This is a genomic window from Nitrosomonas sp. TNE100 (genome assembly GCF_055387135.1).
Window position 1 is genome coordinate 684,675 of sequence record NZ_AP040997.1, and the last position, 22,888, is coordinate 707,562.

The window sequence follows — 22,888 nt, forward strand, 5'->3', positions numbered from 1 at the left end:
GGTGACTGAATAGCTGTCTACTAATTGCTGGAAATTATTTTTTATATTTAGGAGATAAAAACAAATGTCGCAGAAACACCCTGTTATCGCTGTAACTGGATCTTCCGGAGCCGGAACATCTACTGTCAAGGCAAGTTTTGAGCATATTTTTCGGCGTGAACGACTGAATGTTGCTGTGGTAGAAGGTGACAGCTTCCATCGTTATGACCGTGAATCCATGAAGCGAGTGGTTGAAGAATCGGAAAAGAGTGGCGGGCGGCCTATCAGCCATTTTGGTCCGGAAGCCAATGAGTTTGAAAAGTTGGAAACCTTATTCCGGACATATGGAGAAAGTGGATCTGGAGAAATTCGTCTTTATCTGCATAATGAAGAGGAAGCCAAACCCTACAATCAGAAACCCGGTACATTTACTTCCTGGAAGACAATTGCACCTGGCACAAACCTGTTGTTCTATGAAGGTCTGCATGGCGGAGTGAAGAGTGATACAGCGGATGTCGGCCAGTATGTAGATCTGCTGGTGGGTGTGGTTCCAATTGTTAACTTGGAATGGATTCAAAAAATATACCGTGATACTGCTGCGAGAGGGTATTCGTGCGAAGCGGTGACACATACCATTCTGCGTCGCATGCACGATTACGTTCATTACATTACCCCTCAGTTCTCACGTACACACATTAATTTCCAGCGTGTGCCAACAGTTGATACTTCCAATCCATTCATTGCACGGGATATTCCTGCACTGGATGAAAGTATGGTCGTTATCCGTTTTCGTGATTATCACGGTGCTGATTTTTTCCCTTATCTACTTAGCATGCTAAACGGATCGTTTATGTCCCGTCCCAATACTATCGTTGTTCCTGGTGGCAAAATGGGTATGGCAATTGAATTGATTCTAACGCCGCTGATTCTGGATCTGGTGGCAAAAAGCAAGAAATAGTTTTTCTGATATCCCCCCGTCTGGCTCTGATAGCAGACGGGAAATTCGGCTGTTCCCTCTTATATGACTGCTCTACTTACTGATCTCAACCCGGAACAGCTGGAAGCCGTAACCTGGCCACACCAGTCCGCTCTGATACTGGCGGGTGCCGGAAGTGGCAAAACCCGAGTGCTGACTACACGGATTGCGTATTTACTGCAATCAGGCCTTACTCAGCCGCAGAATCTTCTGGCAGTTACATTCACTAATAAAGCGGCACGTGAAATGGTCGCGCGTATCAGCACGATGCTGCCTATCAATATTCGTGGCATGTGGATTGGCACATTTCATGGTTTGTGTCATCGCATGCTGCGTGCCCATTATGAAGATGCAGGGCTGCCGCAGGCATTCCAAATACTGGATATGGCCGATCAGCTGGCTGTTATCAAGCGAATACTGAAAGAGCGTTCGTTGGATGAAAAAGTGCTGGCACCCAGACAACTGCAATGGTTTATCAATAACGCCAAGGAAGAAGGATTACGAGCCTCACAGGTTGATACGCGTGGCAGTTTCAATCGGACTCTGGCTGAATGCTATCAGGTGTACGAAGCTGTCAGTATGCGGGGAGGTACTGTTGATTTTGCAGAACTGTTGCTGCGTTGCTATGAGTTGTTGAGTCGCAATGAAATTCTACGGGACCATTATCGTGGCCGTTTCGAACATATATTGGTAGATGAATTTCAGGATACCAACCAATTGCAATATCAATGGATCAAATTACTGGCAGGCTCGGGCTCACAACAACATGCTGCTATTTTTGCTGTCGGGGATGATGATCAAAGCATCTATGCATTCCGAGGAGCGCATGTTGGAAATATGCGTGATCTTGAGAAAGATTTCAGTGTACCCAAAATTATCAGACTGGAACAGAATTATCGCTCGCAAGGCAATATTCTGGACGCAGCCAATGCACTGATCGAGAATAACAAAGGGCGTCTAGGTAAGAATCTGTGGACTGCTGCGGGGAAAGGTGAGTCTGTGCGGATTTATTACGCCGCTACGGATGTGGATGAAACCAGCTTTATTGTTGATGAAATCAAGGCTCTGCACGCTGAAGGATTGTCCCTCTCCGAGATAGCTCTGCTTTATCGTTCCAATGCGCAATCACGGGTGCTGGAACACGGTTTGTTCAATGCATCTATTTCTTACCGTGTTTACGGTGGTATGCGTTTTTTTGATCGGCAGGAAGTAAAGCATGCACTGGCTTATTTGCGACTGGTTGCTTCGCCGGATGATGACAATGCTCTACTACGGGTTATCAATTTTCCTCCCAGAGGAATTGGTGCACGCACATTGGAGCAATTGCAGGACCAGGCGGAAATACTTGGAACCAGTCTTTGGCAAGCGGCACTTAAGGCATGCGAGGGAAGGAAAGCTGTTACCACCAGGGGTGACCAGCCAGGAAGAGGGATAGCAGGTTTTGTTAATCTGATTCTATCCATGCAGCAGGCATGTGAAGGCCAGCCGTTGCCGGAAATAATCCGGCGTGTAGTGGATCAGAGTGGGTTGGTGGCACATTACCAGGCTGAGCGTGAGGATAACAATGAGCGCCTGGAAAATCTTAAAGAGCTGGTCAATGCTGCGACCAGTTTTGTGCATGAAGCCGAAGATGACAGTCTCACGGCTTTTCTGGCACATGCCTCACTTGAAGGTGGTGAGCATCAGGCGAAGGGCTATCAGGATGCAGTTCAATTGATGACAGTGCATGCTGCAAAAGGATTGGAATTTCATTCAGTATTTATCAGTGGCCTGGAGGAAGGGTTGTTTCCTCATGGAAACAGTCGTAATGAGCCGAATGGGCTGGAAGAAGAAAGACGTCTGATGTATGTGGCAATGACGCGCGCGCGTCAACGCTTGTATCTGAGCTATTCAGAGAGCCGTATGTTACACGGCCAGGTACGGGTGAATGTGCCTTCCAGGTTTGTTGATGAAATTCCGGAGGAGCTGCTGAAAAGGTTGCGATCATCCGGTTTTTCTGGAGCAGGGTATCGGCAGGGGCTGTCAGGAACCGGACTAAATACTGTTAGCACTGCCTATTCTCGCCAGGGAAGAGGGAAGCATACACCAGTTCCAGCGGCAGCCAGGGTGGCCCCGCAAGGACTGAATACGGCGGGGTTGCATATTGGTCAGCAGGTATCACACACAAAATTTGGTACGGGCACTATTGTAAATTATGAGGGCAGTGGATCTGATATGCGGGTTCAGGTGAATTTCCGCCAGACAGGTACAAAATGGCTCTCACTTACCTATGCAAAACTGGTTCCTTTATAAATTGGATTATTTTGGTTCATCGTTCTCAATCTGGCTGATATTTTCCTTGTTTCCACCTGTGTCCTGATCAGATCTGGTGTTTTCGTCTTGTTCGTAGTGAAAAATATCCTTGTAGCTGACGTATGCTGAGGCGAATGCAACCGGGAACCATACGATGAAACCAAGTCCGTAGAGCATAGCTGAAAGCATGGCAAGAATAAACAGGACAATAAAGTAAATCTGGAAAGCAAAGAGATTTTTCAGGCACGCAAAAAAACTTTTGCGTATGGCGATGAGAGGGGGCATTTTCTCAAAGATCACCAGCATGGGAGCAAACCAGATTGCCATCAGTAGCGGAATAGTTAGTAGCAGGGAAAATAAAGTAGCAGATAATATGTCGTTCATGACCCCGGCCAGCTCAGTTTCATCAAATCGTTTGCCATGCAGCCACATGTCAATGGCGGCATCTCCTCCACGCAGCATGAAGAACCCAGTAATCAGAACATCACCGACCAGGTAAATTCCACCGATCGTAATAAGGGGTAGGGTATATTTCTTGAATCCGTAAAACAGATATTCTAGTTCCAGTTTACCGTTTAGATCCAGCTGCCTGCATCCAGCCATAATGCCGGCCACAAAGACAGGTACGGTCAATATGCCGACAAGACTCCCCAGGTAAGGGATAAGCCCCAGCGTCGTTCCGATCAGCAAATAAGTAAAACATAGAAAGATCCAGTTAAGGGGTGCCTGGCGGAAAAAGTAAAAACCACTCAAAATCCACTGCAATCCCTGTTTTCCGCGTACATATCGTGCTTCCATCGTATTTCTCCAGTAATTAAAGTACGCCCGGCCAGAATTTTAATTGTTTATAGAGCGTATGTGAAAAGGATAACGATAATCTGTTTGGCTTCAAGCCTGAAGAGAGGGTAGTACACTCGGATTGGTCAGATGGTATTCCAGAATTTTTCTGAAGTATTCTGGATCCTTTTTATGTGTCAACTCACCCGGGCGAGGCAGATAATAGTCATATAGACGTGATAACCAAAAACGCAGTGCACCTGCCCGTAGCATAGCAGGCCAGGCAGGGTATTCTTCCGCTGTTAATGGTCGGGCGGCTTGGTAGGCCTTCACGAGGGCATGCATGCGCGCTTTGTCCATTACTCCGTCCCCAAGCGTACACCAGTCGTTTGCAGTAATAGCCAAATCGTATAGTAAAGCATCATTACAGGCAAAGTAGAAGTCGATAATTCCGCCAATGCCGGTGGATGTAAATAAAACGTTATCACGGAAAAGATCGGCATGGATAATGCCTTGAGGAAGGTTGGTTGTGCGCTGCTTTATCTGGAATTGCAATTCCTCACCGAGCAGGTTTTGCTCCGAGCGGGAAAGGAAGGGCATGACTGTTCCGGCAGCAGTTTGCCACCAATCCAGTCCGCGCGGGTTTCTGTTTTTACCATTGTAGTTTAGTCCTGCCAAGTGCATTTTGGCGAGTATTTCTCCGACCTGTGCACATTGTTCTTCTCTGATTTGTGTCATGGATTGCCCGGGTAGAAAGGTCACAATAGAGGCCGGTTTACCATTGAGCGTACCTAGCAAAGCGTGATCTTGTGATTCAATAGGTTTGGGGCAGGGAATACCCTGCTCGGAGAGATACGCCATCAGATTGAGATAAAAGGGCAATTCAGTGCTGGTTAGCTTCTCGAACAGAGTGAGAATAAATTTGCCTTGTGTCGTGGTGACAAAATAATTGGTATTTTCGATTCCGGATGAAATACCCTGCAAATCAGTCAGTGATCCAAGTGAGTAATTTTGCAGCCAGACGGCAAGTTGCTTTTTGGTAACCGGGGTGAAAACAGACATGAATGAAGTACTGAAAAGGCAGTTTGTAAAGGATGAGATGGCAAATAAACCAGCAAGTTTACTGGAGATCGCTCAGGTTCCGGTGAATCTTGCTCAAAAGCGGTAAATCTCCCACATTGGAACACTTACACCAGATCCCATATCCCCGGGGTGAGTTATGCCGGCAGCACTGCGCCGGTTCAGGAGGTAATAAGGTTTTCCGATTCGAGGGGTGATTTTGATCATGTATAACTCACCATTAACACGATATTCCTCGATTGTTCTGTCTTTTCCTTCGTGGATTGTTATTTCTGGCTCAAGAGATGGATCCAGCCCCAGTTCGGGGGGAAGGGCACTCTCTTCGCCGCTAGAAGGAGGTTCTGGAATTTCTGGTAATGGAATCAGGTTATCCGGTTGCGGTTTGTTTTGTGCGAATACCAAAGAGGATATCCAGACCAGATTGCTGCAGAAAAATAAAATAATTACTGGCCTCATGCTGATATCCGGATGGTTGGAATATTCTGGTATTTGTCTGATGAAATAAATCTGTCGATGTCAAAGATTGAGTTGTATGTTACGTTCAGTAGCTGAAGGCTCAAACCCGGAAGTTTCGTAGTAACGGAAAATTGCGTCTACGACTTGAGCGGGTTCATCAACAATTTGAATGAGATCCATATCTTCTGGAGAGATGAAATTATCCTGGACGAGTACCTGGCGAAACCAGTCTATTATTCCCTGCCAGAAATCTGAGCAGACCAGAATGATTGGCATCTTGCGAGTTTTTCCAGTTTGGACTAGGGTCAGTGCTTCCATTAGTTCATCTAGTGTGCCGAATCCACCTGGCATCACGACGTAGGCAGTTGCAAACTTGATGAACATATACTTGCGAGCAAAGAAATGGCGGAAAGTCTGGCTGATATCCTGATAAACGTTGCGGCGTTGTTCGTGTGGTAGCTGAATGTTTAGCCCTACACTGGGAGATTTGCCATAAAAAGCGCCTTTGTTGGCAGCTTCCATAATGCCTGGCCCTCCACCGGATATGACTGAGAATCCAGCATCCGACAATTGTCTTGCAATTGCTTCGGTTAATTTATAATGCGGATGGTCGGGATGAGTTCTGGCGCTGCCAAAAATACTGATGGCGGGCTGGATACATTCGAGTCGCTCCGTGCCTTCAACAAATTCTGCCACAATACCGAAAACCCGCCATGATTCTCTGGCTGACCAGGGTTTTTCCAGGGTAAGGGCATCCCCCAACTTTGCTTGTAAACTCATAAAGGTCCTTATTTGATGAAAACACTCGTGCTGGTTGATGGCTCTTCTTACCTGTATCGTGCCTTTCATGCGTTGCCCGATTTACGTAATCGCCTGAATGAACCGACTGGTGCAATTTATGGCGTACTGAATATGCTGCGTCGCTTGTATAAGGAATACCAGCCAGATTATAGCGCGTGTGTGTTTGACGCAAAAGGTAAAACGTTCCGGGAAGAGATTTATCCGCAATATAAAGCAAACCGTCCGCCGATGCCGGCAGATTTGGCTGGCCAGATAGATCCCTTGTATGCCTGTATCCGGGCAATGGGCTGGCCGCTGCTGGTGGAAGAGCAGGTCGAGGCGGATGATGTCATCGGTACGCTGGCCAGACGTGCAGCAGGTGAACGGATACAATGTGTTATATCGACGGGTGACAAGGATATTGCGCAATTGGTTGCGCCAGGTATACGACTGGTAAATACCATGAATAGTGAATCACTGGATGAGGCGGGTGTGCTGCAAAAATTCGGTGTGATGCCTGCGCAAATCATCGATTTTCTGGCGTTGGTGGGGGATAGTGTAGATAACATTCCCGGCGTAGAAAAAGTAGGCCCCAAAACTGCGGTGAAATGGCTTAATCAATATGGCTCGTTGAATAATCTGATCGTACATGCACATGAAATAAAGGGTGTGGTGGGTGAAAATTTGCGCAAGGCACTGGATTGGTTACAGGTTTCAAGAGAGTTGCTAACAATCAAGTGCGATGTTCCGCTTGCAATGGGTTGGCAGGATCTGGTTGCTGCTCCTCTTGATGTTGCCCGGTTGATGGCGCTTTATGAGCATCTTGAATTCCGAAGTTGGTTACGTGAACTCAGGCAATCAGATTCTGAAACAGGCCCAGCAACTATATCTATGTATGATCCATTAGTGCCGGGAGAAAGAAACAACGATAGCCGGGATTATCAAATCATCCTGACTGATTCCCAATTTGAAGAATGGGTCCAGCAATGCGAGTCTGCTGAACTGGTTTCGATTGATACCGAAACAACCAGCCTGAATCCAATGGAGGCTGAACTAGTGGGGCTTTCGTTATGTATGGAGCCGGGACACGCGGCTTATATACCGCTGGCACATCATTATCAGGGTGTGCCTTCGCAGCTAAATCGTGAACAGGTACTGCAACGGTTGAAGCCCTGGCTGGAGAATAGTGATATACCCAAGGTAGGGCAGAATCTGAAATACGATCGGCATGTGTTTGCTAACCATGGGGTCATGCTGAACGGAATCGCGCACGATACGCTGTTGCAATCGTATGTGCTGGAATCCCATCTGTCACACGATCTAGACAGTCTGGCCCGCCGACATTTGGATATCCAGACCATCAGCTATGATGATGTAACCGGGAAGGGCGCAAAGCGTATCGGGTTTGAACAGGTGGAAATTCAACAAGCGGGGATTTATGCTGCTGAAGATGCTGATATTCCCTTGCGTCTGCATCATTTTTTGTATCCAATCATCAGTAAGGATGCTCATCTTGGGCATATTTATCAGCAGATTGAAATACCATTGCTGGAAGTTCTGTTCCGGATAGAGCGTAATGGTGTGTTGCTTGATACCGATCTTCTACGGGAGCAAAGTGGTGAACTGGCACGGCAACTGGTCATACTTGAGCAGCAGGCCCATTCCCTGGCTGGCCATGCTTTTAATCTGAACTCAACTAAACAGATACAAGAGATTTTATTTGGGCAGCATAAGTTGCCAGTCATTAAAAAAACACCAAAAGGTGCGCCATCCACAGATGAAGAAGTTTTACAACAACTGGCTCTGGATTATCCGTTACCCAAGATCTTGCTGGATTACCGGAGTCTTGCCAAGCTCAGATCGACTTATATTGATAAGCTACCGCAAATGGTGAATAGACAGACCGGTCGTGTCCATACAAATTATGCGCAGGCGGTGGCAGTTACCGGTCGCCTGGCGAGCAATGATCCCAATTTGCAGAATATTCCGGTACGCACACCAGAAGGCAGGCGTATCCGTGAGGCATTTATTGCTCCGAGTGGCTGGTATATTATTTCAGCAGATTATTCCCAGATTGAGTTGCGTATCATGGCGCATATTTCCCAGGACGCTGGGTTGATACGGGCATTTTTAGGAGGGCAGGACATTCATAGCGCTACTGCTGCCGAGGTATTTGGCATTTCTGTTGGTCAGGTGAATGCAGAGCAGCGCCGCTACGCTAAAGTCATCAATTTTGGTCTGATTTATGGTATGTCGGAATTTGGGCTGGCCACACAGCTAGGTATTGATCGTAGCGCTGCGCGAGCGTTTATTGATCGTTATTTTGCGCGTTACCCAGGAGTGGCAGATTACATGCAACGTACAAGAGAGCTTGCGAGACAGAATGGATATGTTGAAACTGTGCTGGGAAGAAGACTGCAGCTACCTGATATTCGCAGTAGCCAGCATAATCGCCGGATGGGAGCTGAACGGGCGGCGATTAATGCCCCAATGCAGGGTACAGCTGCTGATATTATTAAATTAGCAATGATTTCCGTACATCAATGGCTGGTAAAAGCGCAGCTTCAAAGTAAATTGATCATGCAGGTACATGATGAATTGGTGTTGGAGGTGATTGAGGATGAACTATTTGTAGTTAAGGAAAATCTAATAATGTTGATGGAAAATACGTTTAAGTTGGATGTGCCATTAAAGGTTGAGGTCGGGGTTGGGAAAAATTGGGATCAGGCGCATTAACTTTCTATTTGATCCACCTTCTTTTCGAGAATCTTATGAAATTTCTTGACTAATAAGTAGCATCTATTTAGATTGAGCTGTTATAGAATAATTTATGATTACAAAGGAGAACATTTACAGATATGGATATCGCATCGGTATTGTTAACTGGACTTATTGATCTGCCGTGGTGGGGATATATTATTGTGACACTGGTGTTTACCCACATAACGATTGCCAGTATTACTATCTTTTTGCATCGTCATCAGGCACATCGGGCATTGGATTTGCACCCCATACCTAGCCATTTTTTCCGTTTCTGGCTGTGGTTATCGTCTGGGATGGTAACTAAGGAGTGGGCGGCAATCCATCGGAAGCATCATGCAAAATGTGAAACTGTGGATGATCCTCACAGTCCGCAAATTTTTGGGATTAGAAAGGTATTGAGTGAAGGAGCAGAGCTCTACAAGATCGAGGCCAAAAATCAGGAAACACTTGATCGCTACGGGCATGGTACCCCGGATGATTGGATGGAGCGTAATGTGTATTCCAAACATAGTGTGGCAGGTATCGTATTAATGCTAATCATCAATGTGGTATTGTTCGGTCCGATCGGTTTATCGATCTGGGCTGTACAAATGATGTGGACACCGGTATTTGCAGCGGGTGTCATCAACGGCATTGGCCACTACTGGGGTTATCGCAATTTCCGTCCTGGGGATGCGAGTCGCAATATTAGCCCATGGGGGATATTGATTGGTGGGGAAGAGTTGCATAATAATCACCATGCCTACCCAACCTCTGCCAGATTGTCCAACAAGTGGTATGAGTTTGATATCGGTTGGATGTATATCCGCATACTGGAAATGATGGGATTGGCGAAGGTGAAAAAAACAGCTCCCAAGCTGCAACTTAATAAAGCCAAAACCCAGTGTGATCTGGAGACATTGCAGGCGGTTATTTCCCATCGATATGAGGTGTTAGCGAAATATACCAAATCATTGAAAATTGCATTCAAGAATGAGCTGTCATCTTTACAGCAAGCAGCGGTTGAGCTTGGTGTAGATGGCTCAACTCTGAAAAACTGGATACTGGCTGATGCGAAAACCTTGAAGGAAGAGGAACGTACCAAGCTGGATCAGGTGTTGAGCCATACTCAGAAGCTGGATACGCTTTATCGTATGAGAGAAGAACTGTCTGCGATATGGGAACGGTCAGCGGCAACCAAGGATGAGTTGCTCAAGCAACTTGAAGATTGGTGTCGTCGCGCAGAAGAAAGTGGTATTGAGCTGCTGGAGAATTTTTCACGCAGACTAAGATGCTATGCATAATACTTTCTTTCTGCTTCGGAAGGATGTAAGTTAAGCAATAAAAAAACCCGCTAAAAGCGGGTTTTTTATTGCTGGTAATAATTTATTTTAGTTTTGTTTCTTTGTACATAACATGTTTTCTTGCTACCGGATCAAACTTTTTGAGCTCCAACTTTTCCGGGTTGGCACGCTTGTTTTTGGTCGTGGTATAAAAGTGACCAGTACCTGCTGAGGATTCCAGTTTTATTTTTTCACGCATAAATACACCTTCCTTGGTTCGTCGTCTTGCCGAGTGTCAATCAGATACGTTCTCCGCGCGCACGCATGTCGGCAATTACTACATCGATGCCGTTTTTATCTATGGTACGTAACGCGGCATTGGTAAGACGTAAACGTATCCAGCGATTTTCACTTTCTAACCAAAAGCGGCGTGACTGAAGGTTGGGCAGAAAGCGGCGTTTGGTTTTGTTGTTTGCATGAGAGACATGATGGCCGCTCATGGGACGCTTTCCCGTGACTTGACATACACGCGCCATGTTACTAACTCCTGTCATTAAAATACTGAAGCCTTGCATTATAGCTTGTAGAGATATGTTTTTTCAATTTAAATCAAGCCCCGTTCTGCAAATGATACGGTTTCATTGTTACCAATTACAAAGTGATCAAGCACTTTCACATCTACCAGCGCAAGCGCCTGTTTGAGAGATTGGGTCAACATTTCATCTGCCCTGCTGGGTTCGGCGACTCCGGAAGGGTGATTATGCGCGAAAATCATGGCAGCTGCGTTATGATACAGGGCGCGCTTGACTACTTCACGTGGATAAACACTGGCTTGGGTGAGTGTGCCACGAAATAGTTCTTCGATCATTATGGTTCGGTGTCTGGCATCCAGAAAAATACCGACAAAAACTTCATGTGGCTTTCCTCCCAGGCTAAGACGGAGATAACTGCGCACAGACTGTGGTGAATCCATAATGTCACCGCTTTTGAGCTCTTCTGCCAGTGCACGTCTTGCCATTTCCATAACTGCCTGCAATTGTGCAAATTTTGCCGGCCCCATTCCAGGCAATTTACTGAATTCGTGTAAATTCGCTGCACATAGTTTTGTCAGGCTGCCAAAATGAGTCAACAGATTGCGTGCCAGCTCAACTGCACTTTTTCCGGTAATCCCGGTACGCAGAAAAATAGCCAGTAATTCCGCATCGGAAAGTACGGTTGCACCTTTCTGGATTAACTTTTCCCGTGGACGTTCGGCTTCCGGCCAGTCTGAGATTGCCATATTTAAATGAATCCTGTAAAAATGAGTGTGTTTAATTTAGTGATACGAATGAACGGTCATTCTGGGTAAAAATGAATAGCTATTTGTTTTTATTCAAAAATATATCTAACCAACTGAATATAGATTTATTGTCATGATTTCAACTTGCTCGCTTGCAGGAAAGCGCCTGTTATTGGGAGTAACAGGCGGTATTGCTGCCTATAAGGTAGCAGAACTGACCCGGTTGCTGATGCAGGAAGGAGTGGAGGTACAGGTTGTAATGACTGAATCTGCTTGCCGGTTTGTCGGCATAGCCACGTTTCAGGGGTTAACAGGCAAAAAAGTATTTACTGAGCTTTGGGATACTGATGTACCAAACAGCATGGCACATATCAATCTTTCCCGGGAAGCAGATGCGATTTTGATTGCACCAGCGAGTGCGGATTTCATTGCCAAAATCACGCATGGCTTGGCTGATGATTTGCTTTCTACGCTTTGTTTAGCACGAAACTGTCCTTTGCTGATCGCCCCCGCCATGAACTTACAAATGTGGGAAAACGCTGCAACTCGACGTAATCTGGCTACCTTGCAACAGGATGGGATCACAGTACTCGGCCCGGGTAGTGGTTATCAGGCTTGTGGAGAAACCGGGACAGGGCGCATGCTGGAGCCGAAGAATTTGCTGGATGCGGTACAAAGTTTCTTCCAGCCCAAATATCTTGATGGTAGGCGGGTACTGATTACAGCCGGGCCTACTTTTGAAGCGATTGATACGGTCAGGGGGTTAACCAACCGGAGTTCCGGGAAAATGGGATTGGCAATTGCGCAAGCTGCGCTTGCAGCTGGAGCACAAGTGACGCTTGTATGCGGCCCAATCTGCCTGCCATTTCCGGCCGTCCACAAACTTATTCGTATTGTTAGTACTGAAGAAATGTTTGCTGCTGTCAAAGATGAAGTGAGCAGCAGTGATATCTTTATCAGTGTGGCAGCAGTTGCGGATTACCGTCCGGCTGAACAGCATTCTTTCAAGCTGAAAAAGACAGCGGCGGATATTACACTGACACTGATTCCCAATCCGGATATTTTGCAATATGTGGCCAGCCTGTCCAATCCTCCGTTTTGTGTCGGATTCGCGGCAGAAACGGATGCCGTCCAACAATATGCGGAAGAAAAAAGAAAAAGGAAAAAATTACCACTGATTGTTGCTAACAATGCTGTAGAAGCCATTGGCACAAATGAGAGTGCACTGATTCTACTGGATGATGACGGATCACATTATTTGCCAAGAGCTGACAAGAATGCACAAGCAAGGCTGGTGATGGCGCACATTGCCGGCCTCTACGATAAACACAAAGGATGAATTATCGCAATGAAACAAGTTGATATCAAACTGTTCGATCCACGTCTGAAAGATTGCTTTCCCGGTTATGCCACACCCGGATCGGCTGGCCTGGATTTGCGCGCCTGCATTGATGAACGCACTGAGATTCACCCGGGTGAGACACTCCTGATTCCCTCCGGGATAGCTATTCATCTAGCTAACCCTGGTTTCGCTGCCGTGGTTCTGCCACGTTCCGGCTTGGGGCATAAACATGGAATCGTGCTGGGCAATCTGGTGGGGCTGATTGATTCGGATTATCAGGGACAAATCCTGGTTTCCTGCTGGAATCGGGGACAGACTACATTTGCACTGGAGCCATTGGAGCGGATTGCGCAACTGGTCATCGTTCCGGTGATACAAGCCAGCTTTAATGTGGTGAATGATTTTCAGCACAGTCAGCGCGGAGAGCGGGGATTCGGTAGTACCGGCAAATGCTGAGAGCCTGTTTCACTGTACTGTTGATAATCAGTGTATTGAATACAGCCGGTGCCGAAAATCAACAATTGCCAATCATGAAGCTCAGTATTCTGGATCACGTAATTACTGTCGAGCTGGCGGATACTGCCTCGGCTCGCATGATTGGGCTGATGCATCGACGTAATCTGCCAAAAAATAGTGGTATGCTTTTTGTTTTTCCAGCTCCCGGTATTCATTGCATGTGGATGAAAGATACCGTTATCCCTTTGAGTGTCGCTTTCTTAGATAAAACGGGAAAGATCATCAATCTCGCTGAAATGGCATCTGAAACACTCGCTCCACACTGCTCGACCAGTGCAGCACGATATGCACTTGAAATGAATTCTGGTTGGTTTGCAGCACGAAAGATCAAAGTGGGTGATCGGATGATCGGACTATAGAAACCATAAATTCCGGCAGCATGTGGTGGTAGGAAATGTGCGAGCTATTGCAAGTGTGGATGCTTCTGTTTGACAGCAGATCAGTTTCTGCCTTTCGTATGTGAAAATTTCTATCTTTGTTTGTAGTATCCAGAAGGGTGCTGTAAGACAGAATTAGTTTAAAAATTATCTAACCTCGTGCGAGTGAAGATGAGTAGAGAGGCCAATAGTTAAAACGTGGAATAGAGCTGGTATTGTAGATTATTAATCTGGGATTCTGAATACGTTTACTGATAAATAGAGCGTTTTATCTTTGAATGGATCTTTTTGCAGGATGTACGAAAAAGCCCACCAGATTTGGTGGGCTTTTTGGCAGTGGAGCCTAACTTCTAATTATAGCAGCGGAATAATCAGTAGTGCTACGATATTGATAATTTTGATGAGTGGGTTAATAGCCGGGCCCGCAGTATCCTTGTAAGGATCACCAACCGTATCACCCGTTACAGCAGCTTTGTGGGCATCACTGCCTTTGCCACCATAATTTCCGTCTTCGATATATTTCTTTGCATTATCCCATGCTCCGCCACCAGCAGTCATGGAGATAGCAAGGAACAAGCCCGTAATGATTGAGCCCATCAATACACCTCCCAAAGCCTGCGGGCCGAGGAAAACTCCGACCAGCACTGGTATCAGTACAGGCAGCAAGGATGGAATGATCATTTCCCGAATCGCTGCCTTGGTCAGCATATCGACCGCACGGGAGTAATCAGGTTTACTCGTACCATCCATGATTCCCGGGATTTCTTTGAATTGGCGACGTACTTCAATCACAACGGAGCTTGCTGCACGACCAACCGCTTCCATCGACATTGCACCAAACAAGAAAGGGACCATGCCGCCAATAAATAACCCAATAATCACCAGGTGATTAGATAAATCAAAGGTAAGCAGTTTGTCAGCATGTTCTAGTCCGTGAGTATAATCGGCGAACAGCACCAGTGCAGCCAGGCCGGCCGAGCCAATCGCGTAGCCTTTGGTAACAGCCTTGGTGGTGTTGCCTACCGCATCCAGCGGGTCGGTAATGGCACGGACGGATTCGGGCATACCCGACATTTCAGCAATACCGCCAGCGTTGTCAGTAATCGGACCATAGGCATCCAGTGCTACGATGATCCCGGTCATGGATAACATGGCGGTTGCAGCGATCGCAATTCCATAAAGACCGGCGAGTGAATAGGCAATGATGATACTTGCACAGATTGCTAGCACAGGAGCTGCAGTAGCACGCATGCCCACGCCGAGCCCGGCGATGATATTGGTAGCGTGCCCGGTGGTGGAAGCATTGGCGATATGCTGTACTGGTGGATATTCGGTAGAAGTGTAGTATTCGGTGATGATAACTAATAGACCGGTTAGAGCCAGGCCAACGGCTGTACTGGCAAACAGACGCATGATCAACTCGCCGCCTCCGACTTCGACACCGCCCAGTGACAAGGTTGCTCCCCCCATAAACCATACGGTTATCGGCAAATAAGCGAAGAAAGCAATTCCACCGGCAACTGCCAGTCCGCGATACAGGGCGTTCATGATCTTGCCACCTTCACGCATCTTGACAAAATAGCAGCCGATAATTGAAGCAATGATGGATACTGCACCCAGTGCGAGTGGGTAGACTACTGCATTGCCAGTTTCGGTCTGGAACAATAAAGCACCCAACAACATTGTTGCAATGATTGTGACTGCATAGGTTTCAAAAAGATCAGCTGCCATCCCGGCACAGTCACCTACATTGTCGCCTACGTTGTCTGCAATCACTGCCGGATTGCGCGGATCATCTTCAGGGATTCCGGCTTCGACTTTACCGACCAGATCAGCGCCAACATCCGCGCCTTTCGTGAAAATACCACCACCCAGCCGTGCGAAAATTGAAATGAGTGAGCCACCAAAAGCAAAACCGATCAGTGGGTGGATGAGGTTGCTGATATTGCTACTTACATCTGCACCATTGACTAGCAACGCTGTATAACCGGCTACACCAAGCAAGCCGAGCCCCACAACCAGCATCCCGGTTACAGCACCGCCACGGAAGGCGATGGCCAACGCTTCGCTCAATCCGCTGCGTGCGGCTTCAGCTGTCCGAACGTTGGACTGAACCGAGACATTCATTCCCATGAAACCGGCCAGGCCGGAAAGTATAGCTCCCAGCGCAAAACCAAAGGCTGTATCCCAGGAAAGTGTCAAGCCGATAATTAGGAATAAAACCATACCTACCATACCAATGGTTAGATATTGTCGCTTGAGGTAAGCCGACGCACCTTCCTGTATGGCGGCTGCAATTTCCTGCATGTGCGCATTGCCCGCGGGTTGTGCGTAGATACGCCGAATCCACAGGCCACTAAAAATCAGGGCAAGTATCGCGCTGCAGATTGCAATCGTTAAACCGTTTGCCATAAAGAACTCCAGTTAAAATCAGACCATCCTAAATATGTACGGAGCCAGGCCTGATAGCCCCGCATCAATCTACAATCAAAATCGTGAACAGCTTGAGCATATATAGCTTAAACACATATTTTATATGCTCTTACTGCTAAAAAACAAAACAGATTAAATTTTGAACTCAGCCAGCTTTTTAGCAACTGCCGTATTTTTAAGCCGAATATAGTCGGGCAGTCCATTCTTGTAGGGTGGATAGTCTTCCCCCTCGATTAAAGGGCTGAGATATTCGCGGCATTTGTCGGTAATGCCAAAGCCATCTTCACTGATAAAGTCTGCTGGCATCATTTTTTCTACATTGGCAACTTTGAAAAGTTCAACCATACCGATTTTCCAGGTATAGGGCGAATTGGAGGTGCGTTCGATAGTCGGCATCACCGAATTGTATCCGGCAATTGCATATTCCACGGCAGCTTTGCCTGTGGCGTAGGCTTGCTCCACGTCTGTTCGGGAAGCAATATGCCGGGCAGCACGCTGCAGATAATCCGCGACTCCCCAATGATATTTTAATCCCAGGCCATTTCTGACCATATTTGCGATTACTGGCGCCACACCACCCAGCTGCGCATGTCCAAACGCATCGCGCAATCCCTGATCGGACAGAAATTTGCCGTCAGCTCCTTTCACTCCCTCTGATACCACCACCGTACAATAACCGTATTCCTTGACGTAACGATCCGTTTTGGCCAGGAATTTCTCTTCATCGAATGTAACTTCTGGAAACAGGATGATAATTGGGACATGGCGATCCTTGCTGGACGCCAACCCGCCTGCGGCTGCAATCCATCCAGCATGACGCCCCATCACTTCCAGAATGAACACTTTGGTTGAAGTCTTGGCCATACTGGCGACATCAAAACTGGCTTCCAGCATGGAAACAGCTACATATTTGGCAACTGAACCAAACCCTGGGCAACAATCTGTGACAGGCAGATCATTGTCAACTGTCTTGGGTATGTGAATTGCCTGGATTGGATAGCCGAGTGTATCGGCCAGCTGTGAGACTTTTAGGCAGGTATCGGCCGAATCGCCGCCACCGTTATAGAAAAAGTAGCCGATATTATGGGCCTTGAATACTTCTATCAGACGTTCGTATTCCCGTCGGTTATCTTCCAGACTTTTCAGTTTGTAGCGACAAGAGCCAAAAGCGCCGGATGGTGTGTGGCGCAATGCCCGGATTGCTTCGGGGGGCTCTGCGCCGGTATCAATTAAGTCTTCAGTGAGTGCCCCGATAATGCCATTGCGACCGGCATAAACGTTTCCAATTTTATCCGGGTGTGCACGTGCTGTTTCCAGTAAACCTGCCGCTGAAGCATTGATTACAGCCGTTACACCGCCAGATTGGGCATAGAATGCATTTTTTATAGTCATACTCCACTCCTGGTTGATCAAAACCTGTTTCTCGTCCGCGTATCGTGTAAATAAATGTCACGCAGCAGAAGTCTTTGAAAAACCAGCTGCCTGATCAGGTAGTTACAATCTGCCCGACGTTTACTTTAGTCATTTTTCAGCAAATGATCTGGTCTGGAACAGGGAACGGTTCAAAGAAGCGCTTGTCCTGTTTGTTTGAGCGCTGCGAGAATATTTTCCTGTATGGTTTCCACGCTGCCGGTTCCGGCAATTTTGACGTAACCTGGTGCATCGGGATCGCTACTGTTTGACCATTCAAGGTAGTATCCAGCCAATGGCTGAGTCTGCTCATGGTAGACCTGCAGACGTTTGCGCACGGTTTCTTCCCGGTCATCATCACGTAGAACCAGCGCTTCGCCAGTCACATCATCCCGATCAGCAACTGCTGGCGGGTTAAATTCAATATGGTAAATCCGACCCGAGGACGGGTGTACGCGGCGGCCTGATAAACGTTTTATGATCTCAGCATCAGGCACATCGATTTCGATGACATAGTCTATATGCACATTGGCCGTTCTAAGTGCATCGGCCTGAGGAATGGTGCGGGGGAAGCCATCAAACAAAAAGCCGTTAGTGCAATCAGGTTCTTTAATTCGGTGGCGGACCAGATCAATAATGATTTCATCCGAAACCAGGCCGCCAGATTCCATGATTTTTTTTGCCATTATGCCTAACTCGGTTCCTGCTTTTACAGCATTGCGGAGTATGTCGCCGGTGGAAATCTGTGGAATTGAAAAATGTTCGCGGATAAAACCTGCCTGTGTGCCTTTGCCCGCGCCTGGTGCGCCTAGTAAGATGATACGAATGATTGGCCTCCTTTATTTTTATCTGGATGTTAACCATCCTGAAGCTACGCGTGCCATAGATATCCTGTGAGTAATCGGTGTTAGACAAATCGGCATTCTGCTCTGTAGATTTTGCTGTGAATTATATCTCAGGCCAGCCAGTGGCTTGAAGTTTTTGGGGACATTTAGCGCGTCGGCATAGCAGTTGATGCTGGATGGCGTTTTTTACAGATTGAATATGCGATAATTTCAGCTGTCTTTTTCGGGGATAGCTATGGACGAAAACAAAAATAAGGCACTTACGGCTGCACTGGCGCAGATTGAAAAACAGTATGGCAAGGGCTCAATCATGCGGCTTGGTGATAGCGATGTGGCTAAAGATATCCAGGTGGTATCTACCGGTTCGCTGAGTTTGGATATTGCACTGGGTGTGGGCGGACTTCCGCGCGGGCGTATTATCGAGATTTACGGTCCGGAATCTTCAGGTAAAACTACTCTGACGCTGCAGGTGATAGCAGAAATGCAAAAGCTTGGTGGAACAGCCGCTTTTATTGATGCAGAACATGCACTGGATCCACAGTATGCTCAAAAAATCGGCGTTAACGTACAGGAATTGCTGATTTCCCAGCCAGATAACGGTGAACAGGCGCTGGAGATCACGGATATGCTGGTTCGATCCGGATCGGTTGATATTGTTGTAATCGATTCGGTTGCGGCACTGACGCCCCGCGCTGAAATAGAAGGAGAAATGGGCGAGCCGCAGATGGGGTTGCAGGCAAGGTTAATGTCGCAGGCCTTGCGTAAGCTGACCGCCAATATCAAGCGCACCAACACCACGGTAATTTTTATCAATCAGATACGCATGAAAATTGGTGTGATGTTTGGTAATCCGGAAACAACCACGGGTGGTAATGCGCTGAAATTTTATGCTTCCGTTCGCCTGGATATTCGTCGTACCGGATCAATTAAACGTGGTGAAGAAATAGTTGGTAATGAGACCCGTGTCAAGGTCGTTAAAAACAAGGTTGCCCCTCCCTTCAAACAGGCAGATTTCGCTATTTTGTACGGCGAAGGCATCTCGCGCGAGAGCGAGATTATAGAACTGGGTGTGTTGCATAAACTGATCGAGAAAGCCGGCGCTTGGTATTCCTATAATGGTGAGAAAATCGGGCAGGGCAGAGATAATGTGCGTGACTACCTGAAAGAGCACAAGGATCTTGCACATGAGATTGAACAGAAAATACGTGCGGCAGTTGACCTTGCTGAAACAAATAACCGGACTGTTCCACCTTCTCCTAGCGAATAAAGATGAATTTATATACGCGCGCGCTGGGATATCTTGCTCGACGGGAGTATTCGCGGCAGGAGCTGGAAAGAAAGCTATCGCGCCATGAGTGCACACTTGCAGAAATAAAAAATATTCTTGACAGACTTGAGCAGCAAAAACTACTGTCAGATGAAAGGGCAGCTGAGCAGATTCTCCATACGCGCAGTCGTAAATATGGAAGCAGGCGAATACGCTATGAGTTGCAAATGAAGGGAATTACCGATCATCTGATTGAAGCTGCCATGAAAGATTTTGAGCAAACAGAATTTTGCTGTGCACGAGCGCTTTGGTACAAAAAATTTGGCGGGGTTCCGTCTACTCCGGCGGAACGAGGGAAGCAAATTCGTTATTTGGCAGGAAAAGGCTTTCCTTCCGAAGTGATAAGCAGGGTTTTGTGTGATGCTCGGGAAATAGAGAATTGAGTCATGAGGTTTTCAGGATGAAAAGCAGTGAAATCAGGCAGAAATTTCTTGATTTTTTTGAGACACATGGGCATGTCGTCGTGCCATCCAGTCCGCTGGTGCCAGGGAATGACCCCACCTTGCTGTTTACCAATGCAGGTATGGTGCAATTCAAGGACGTGTTTCTTGGTCAGGATAAACGCCCTTACGTTCGTGCCGTCAGTGCCCAGCGTTGCGTGCGTGCAGGTGGCAAGCATAATGATCTGGAAAATGTAGGTTATACCGCGCGGCATCATACTTTTTTTGAAATGCTCGGTAATTTCAGCTTTGGAGATTATTTTAAGCGTAATGCTATTTTGTTTGCCTGGGAATTTCTGACCGGTCCGTTAAATATTCCCAAGGATAAGCTATGGGCAACTGTATATGCGGAGGATGATGAAGCAGCGGATATCTGGCTGAATGAGGTGAAGATTGCTCCTTCCCGGCTGGTGCGTATTGCAACATCAGATAATTTCTGGCAGATGGGGGAGACAGGGCCTTGTGGCCCCTGTTCCGAAATTTTTTATGATCATGGCCCGGAAGTGGCGGGTGGCCCACCCGGATCCGAGGATGCAGATGGTGATCGTTATGTCGAAATCTGGAATCTGGTATTCATGCAATATAACCGCGATACCAGTGGCGAGCTGCATCCTTTACCCAAACCATCGGTGGATACTGGCATGGGTCTGGAGCGTATTGCAGCTGTTATGCAACAGGTTCACAGCAATTATGAAATCGACCTGTTTCGCTGTTTGATTGAAGCGGCTGCCAGAGTGACCGGTGAACAGGATTTGTCAAACAACTCGCTCAAGGTTATTGCTGATCATATCCGTGCCTGTGCTTTCCTGATTACGGATGGTGTGATTCCAGGCAACGAAGGACGAGGTTATGTGTTGCGGCGTATCCTGCGTCGCGCCATTCGGCATGGATACCGGCTCGGACAGAAACAGTCCTTTTTTCATTTGCTGGTGGATGATCTGGTTGATGTCATGGGGCAGGCCTATCCGGAATTGATGACTGCCAAGAAGCATGTGATCGCTGTTATCAGGCAGGAAGAAGAACGTTTTGCTGAAACACTGGAGAATGGCATGGGAGTGCTGGAAGCAGCATTGGCTCGGGAAAGTAATATGCTTCCGGGCGATGTTGTTTTCCGTCTGTACGATACCTTCGGTTTTCCGGTTGATTTGACTGCGGATATTGCTCGTGAACGGGGAGGTGGAATTGATCTGGCCGGATTTGAGATGTGTATGGCCCAACAACGGGATCGCGCACGTGCCAGCGGCAAATTCACTATGCAGGCGGGTCTTGAATATGTTGGATTACCAACCGAGTTTCACGGCTATGAAACGTTGCAGCATGAAGCGCATATTTTGGTGTTGTATAAGGAAGGCAGCCATGTGGATTTCATAGAGGCCGGTGATGAAGCTGTGGTTGTGCTGGATCAGACTCCTTTTTATGCAGAATCAGGTGGCCAAGCCGGCGACAGCGGAGAACTTCTGTCAGGTAGCGGCACTTTTACCGTAAAAGATACTCAGAAAATTCAGGCCAAGGTATTTGGCCATGCCGGAATGCTGAGTAGTGGTCGGCTGGTGACAGGTGATCGGGTGATCGCCAGGGTTAATCCGATTGCTCGAATCAATACTGCCTACAATCATTCCGCGACACATTTGCTGCATGCTGCATTACGCCAGATATTGGGTAATCATGTCACGCAAAAAGGATCACTGGTTGATGCTGATAGGTTGCGCTTCGATTTTTCCCATAACAGCGCTATGCAGGCAAACGAGATTCGCCAGGTTGAAAATCTCGTCAATGCGCAAATCCGTAAGAACCATGAGGTGGCGACACAGTTGATGGCCTATGATGAGGCCGTCAAGCAAGGTGCCATGGCATTATTCGGTGAAAAATACAGTGATACGGTACGTGTTGTATCAATGGGCGATTTTTCAACCGAGCTATGTGGTGGTACTCATGTGCAACACAGTGGCGATATCGGTTTCTTCCGGATTGTTGCTGAATCTGGCGTGGCAGCGGGTATTCGCCGGATTGAAGCATTGACGGGTGAGGCTGCATTGGCTTACACACAGCAACAGGAGCAACAGTTGCAACAGGTTTCTGATGTGCTCAAGGCAGCACCACACGAAGCTGCTCTGAAGTTATCCCAAGTGCTGGATCATGTCAGACAAGTAGAGAAGGAAATCACAGTTTTGCGATCGAAGCTTGCTGGCATGCAAAGTTCTTCCCTGATTGAGCAGGCGCAGGAAATCAAGGGAATACGAGTGTTGGCGGCAGCGCTGGAAAATGTGAACGTTAGAACATTGCGTGAAACACTGGATAATTTCAAGAGTCGGTTGAAATCGTGTGTTGTCGTGCTGGGTACCATCGAAGACGATAAAGTAATGCTTATTGCCGGTGTAACCAATGATCTGACAGCAAAGCTCAAAGCAGGTGACCTGATCAACTTTGTTGCGCAACAGGTGGGCGGGAAAGGCGGCGGGCGTGCGGATATGGCGCAGGCCGGCGGGACGCTGCCAGACAAGCTACCGCAAGCTCTGACAAGTGTGGCGGGCTGGGTAGAACGCAATCTTTAACC

The 22,888-nt window shown here is 47.4% G+C and carries 20 protein-coding genes; 10 read left to right on the forward strand and 10 right to left on the reverse strand.

Annotated features, from left to right (window positions below; all coding sequences use genetic code 11):
* Positions 1–64: 64 nt before the first annotated feature.
* A complete protein-coding gene (locus tag ACZ5EJ_RS03345) occupies positions 65–937 on the forward strand; it encodes a phosphoribulokinase (RefSeq protein ID WP_011633867.1) in 873 nt (290 codons plus the stop codon).
* A 63-nt stretch (positions 938–1,000) separates the two neighbouring features.
* Entirely contained in the window at positions 1,001–3,247 is a 2,247-nt protein-coding gene (locus ACZ5EJ_RS03350; RefSeq protein WP_464557478.1) for a UvrD-helicase domain-containing protein, read from the forward strand.
* Between the two features lie 6 nt (positions 3,248–3,253).
* Here ACZ5EJ_RS03350 and ACZ5EJ_RS03355 read toward each other — a convergent pair whose 3' ends face one another.
* The 4 genes from ACZ5EJ_RS03355 to ACZ5EJ_RS03370 all read right to left on the reverse strand — a co-directional run bounded on the left by ACZ5EJ_RS03355 (position 3,254) and on the right by ACZ5EJ_RS03370 (position 6,340).
* Positions 3,254–4,045: a BPSS1780 family membrane protein gene (locus tag ACZ5EJ_RS03355; protein WP_011633869.1), complete on the reverse strand. Its 792-nt coding sequence runs from the start codon at positions 4,043–4,045 to the stop codon at positions 3,254–3,256.
* A 90-nt stretch (positions 4,046–4,135) separates the two neighbouring features.
* Complete coding sequence (locus ACZ5EJ_RS03360; protein WP_074455550.1) at positions 4,136–5,086, reverse strand: homoserine kinase; 951 nt, start codon at positions 5,084–5,086, stop codon at positions 4,136–4,138.
* A 93-nt stretch (positions 5,087–5,179) separates the two neighbouring features.
* Positions 5,180–5,560, reverse strand: coding sequence for a DUF2782 domain-containing protein (locus tag ACZ5EJ_RS03365; RefSeq protein ID WP_074455549.1), 381 nt, complete (start codon positions 5,558–5,560; stop codon positions 5,180–5,182).
* Positions 5,561–5,620: 60 nt separating this feature from the next.
* On the reverse strand, positions 5,621–6,340 hold the full coding sequence (locus ACZ5EJ_RS03370; RefSeq protein ID WP_011633872.1) for an LOG family protein: 720 nt from the start codon (positions 6,338–6,340) through the stop codon (positions 5,621–5,623).
* A gap of 15 nt (positions 6,341–6,355) precedes the next feature.
* Between ACZ5EJ_RS03370 and polA the strand changes: the two genes are divergently transcribed.
* Positions 6,356–9,076: a DNA polymerase I gene (polA, locus tag ACZ5EJ_RS03375; RefSeq protein WP_464557481.1), complete on the forward strand. Its 2,721-nt coding sequence runs from the start codon at positions 6,356–6,358 to the stop codon at positions 9,074–9,076.
* 122 nt (positions 9,077–9,198) lie between these two features.
* Positions 9,199–10,386: a DesA family fatty acid desaturase gene (locus tag ACZ5EJ_RS03380; protein WP_074684847.1), complete on the forward strand. Its 1,188-nt coding sequence runs from the start codon at positions 9,199–9,201 to the stop codon at positions 10,384–10,386.
* Between the two features lie 82 nt (positions 10,387–10,468).
* On the opposite strand, the gene rpmG is transcribed toward ACZ5EJ_RS03380, so the two are convergent.
* The 3 genes from rpmG to radC all read right to left on the reverse strand — a co-directional run bounded on the left by rpmG (position 10,469) and on the right by radC (position 11,644).
* On the reverse strand, positions 10,469–10,624 hold the full coding sequence (gene rpmG, locus ACZ5EJ_RS03385) for a 50S ribosomal protein L33 (RefSeq protein ID WP_011633875.1): 156 nt from the start codon (positions 10,622–10,624) through the stop codon (positions 10,469–10,471).
* Between the two features lie 40 nt (positions 10,625–10,664).
* Positions 10,665–10,901, reverse strand: a complete 237-nt coding sequence (rpmB, locus tag ACZ5EJ_RS03390) for a 50S ribosomal protein L28 (protein WP_011633876.1) — start codon at positions 10,899–10,901, stop codon at positions 10,665–10,667.
* A 68-nt stretch (positions 10,902–10,969) separates the two neighbouring features.
* Positions 10,970–11,644 (reverse strand): RadC family protein, encoded by a 675-nt coding sequence (radC, locus tag ACZ5EJ_RS03395; protein WP_011633877.1) that lies wholly within the window; start codon positions 11,642–11,644, stop codon positions 10,970–10,972.
* Positions 11,645–11,777: 133 nt separating this feature from the next.
* Here radC and coaBC point away from each other — a divergent pair, with 133 nt between their 5' ends.
* The 3 genes from coaBC to ACZ5EJ_RS03410 all read left to right on the forward strand — a co-directional run bounded on the left by coaBC (position 11,778) and on the right by ACZ5EJ_RS03410 (position 13,861).
* The gene (gene coaBC / locus ACZ5EJ_RS03400; protein ID WP_011633878.1) at positions 11,778–12,983 is read left to right on the forward strand and encodes a bifunctional phosphopantothenoylcysteine decarboxylase/phosphopantothenate--cysteine ligase CoaBC; all 1,206 of its coding nucleotides are present in this window, start codon (positions 11,778–11,780) and stop codon (positions 12,981–12,983) included.
* Between the two features lie 9 nt (positions 12,984–12,992).
* Positions 12,993–13,442 (forward strand): dUTP diphosphatase, encoded by a 450-nt coding sequence (gene dut, locus ACZ5EJ_RS03405; RefSeq protein ID WP_011633879.1) that lies wholly within the window; start codon positions 12,993–12,995, stop codon positions 13,440–13,442.
* 74 nt (positions 13,443–13,516) lie between these two features.
* Positions 13,517–13,861: a DUF192 domain-containing protein gene (locus ACZ5EJ_RS03410; RefSeq protein WP_242500200.1), complete on the forward strand. Its 345-nt coding sequence runs from the start codon at positions 13,517–13,519 to the stop codon at positions 13,859–13,861.
* 372 nt (positions 13,862–14,233) lie between these two features.
* On the opposite strand, the gene ACZ5EJ_RS03415 is transcribed toward ACZ5EJ_RS03410, so the two are convergent.
* From ACZ5EJ_RS03415 to adk, 3 genes are all read right to left on the reverse strand, one after another.
* Positions 14,234–16,291: a sodium-translocating pyrophosphatase gene (locus ACZ5EJ_RS03415; protein ID WP_464557485.1), complete on the reverse strand. Its 2,058-nt coding sequence runs from the start codon at positions 16,289–16,291 to the stop codon at positions 14,234–14,236.
* A gap of 153 nt (positions 16,292–16,444) precedes the next feature.
* The gene (locus ACZ5EJ_RS03420) at positions 16,445–17,704 is read right to left on the reverse strand and encodes a 6-phosphofructokinase (RefSeq protein WP_464557487.1); all 1,260 of its coding nucleotides are present in this window, start codon (positions 17,702–17,704) and stop codon (positions 16,445–16,447) included.
* Positions 17,705–17,874: 170 nt separating this feature from the next.
* Entirely contained in the window at positions 17,875–18,549 is a 675-nt protein-coding gene (gene adk, locus ACZ5EJ_RS03425; RefSeq protein WP_074455546.1) for an adenylate kinase, read from the reverse strand.
* 253 nt (positions 18,550–18,802) lie between these two features.
* Here adk and recA point away from each other — a divergent pair, with 253 nt between their 5' ends.
* The 3 genes from recA to alaS are packed head-to-tail and all read left to right on the forward strand — an operon-like array spanning position 18,803 to position 22,886.
* Positions 18,803–19,834, forward strand: coding sequence for a recombinase RecA (gene recA / locus ACZ5EJ_RS03430; RefSeq protein WP_011633883.1), 1,032 nt, complete (start codon positions 18,803–18,805; stop codon positions 19,832–19,834).
* Positions 19,835–19,836: 2 nt separating this feature from the next.
* Entirely contained in the window at positions 19,837–20,277 is a 441-nt protein-coding gene (gene recX, locus ACZ5EJ_RS03435; RefSeq protein WP_011633884.1) for a recombination regulator RecX, read from the forward strand.
* 17 nt (positions 20,278–20,294) lie between these two features.
* On the forward strand, positions 20,295–22,886 hold the full coding sequence (alaS, locus tag ACZ5EJ_RS03440) for an alanine--tRNA ligase (RefSeq protein WP_074455545.1): 2,592 nt from the start codon (positions 20,295–20,297) through the stop codon (positions 22,884–22,886).
* Positions 22,887–22,888: the final 2 nt, after the last annotated feature.

What these genes read in the sequence shown, in the direction of transcription:
- rpmG (WP_011633875.1), bottom strand. Translation starts at nt 10,624, where the DNA reads ATGCGTGAAAAAATAAAACTGGAATCCTCAGCAGGTACTGGTCACTTT.
- ACZ5EJ_RS03365 (WP_074455549.1), bottom strand. Translation starts at nt 5,560, where the DNA reads ATGAGGCCAGTAATTATTTTATTTTTCTGCAGCAATCTGGTCTGGATA.
- ACZ5EJ_RS03355 (WP_011633869.1), bottom strand. Translation starts at nt 4,045, where the DNA reads ATGGAAGCACGATATGTACGCGGAAAACAGGGATTGCAGTGGATTTTG.
- polA (WP_464557481.1), top strand. Translation starts at nt 6,356, where the DNA reads ATGAAAACACTCGTGCTGGTTGATGGCTCTTCTTACCTGTATCGTGCC.
- ACZ5EJ_RS03350 (WP_464557478.1), top strand. Translation starts at nt 1,001, where the DNA reads ATGACTGCTCTACTTACTGATCTCAACCCGGAACAGCTGGAAGCCGTA.
- alaS (WP_074455545.1), top strand. Translation starts at nt 20,295, where the DNA reads ATGAAAAGCAGTGAAATCAGGCAGAAATTTCTTGATTTTTTTGAGACA.
- ACZ5EJ_RS03360 (WP_074455550.1), bottom strand. Translation starts at nt 5,086, where the DNA reads ATGTCTGTTTTCACCCCGGTTACCAAAAAGCAACTTGCCGTCTGGCTG.
- ACZ5EJ_RS03420 (WP_464557487.1), bottom strand. Translation starts at nt 17,704, where the DNA reads ATGACTATAAAAAATGCATTCTATGCCCAATCTGGCGGTGTAACGGCT.
- recA (WP_011633883.1), top strand. Translation starts at nt 18,803, where the DNA reads ATGGACGAAAACAAAAATAAGGCACTTACGGCTGCACTGGCGCAGATT.
- coaBC (WP_011633878.1), top strand. Translation starts at nt 11,778, where the DNA reads ATGATTTCAACTTGCTCGCTTGCAGGAAAGCGCCTGTTATTGGGAGTA.
- ACZ5EJ_RS03410 (WP_242500200.1), top strand. Translation starts at nt 13,517, where the DNA reads ATGAAGCTCAGTATTCTGGATCACGTAATTACTGTCGAGCTGGCGGAT.
- dut (WP_011633879.1), top strand. Translation starts at nt 12,993, where the DNA reads ATGAAACAAGTTGATATCAAACTGTTCGATCCACGTCTGAAAGATTGC.
- ACZ5EJ_RS03415 (WP_464557485.1), bottom strand. Translation starts at nt 16,291, where the DNA reads ATGGCAAACGGTTTAACGATTGCAATCTGCAGCGCGATACTTGCCCTG.
- recX (WP_011633884.1), top strand. Translation starts at nt 19,837, where the DNA reads ATGAATTTATATACGCGCGCGCTGGGATATCTTGCTCGACGGGAGTAT.
- radC (WP_011633877.1), bottom strand. Translation starts at nt 11,644, where the DNA reads ATGGCAATCTCAGACTGGCCGGAAGCCGAACGTCCACGGGAAAAGTTA.
- rpmB (WP_011633876.1), bottom strand. Translation starts at nt 10,901, where the DNA reads ATGGCGCGTGTATGTCAAGTCACGGGAAAGCGTCCCATGAGCGGCCAT.
- ACZ5EJ_RS03380 (WP_074684847.1), top strand. Translation starts at nt 9,199, where the DNA reads ATGGATATCGCATCGGTATTGTTAACTGGACTTATTGATCTGCCGTGG.
- ACZ5EJ_RS03345 (WP_011633867.1), top strand. Translation starts at nt 65, where the DNA reads ATGTCGCAGAAACACCCTGTTATCGCTGTAACTGGATCTTCCGGAGCC.
- ACZ5EJ_RS03370 (WP_011633872.1), bottom strand. Translation starts at nt 6,340, where the DNA reads ATGAGTTTACAAGCAAAGTTGGGGGATGCCCTTACCCTGGAAAAACCC.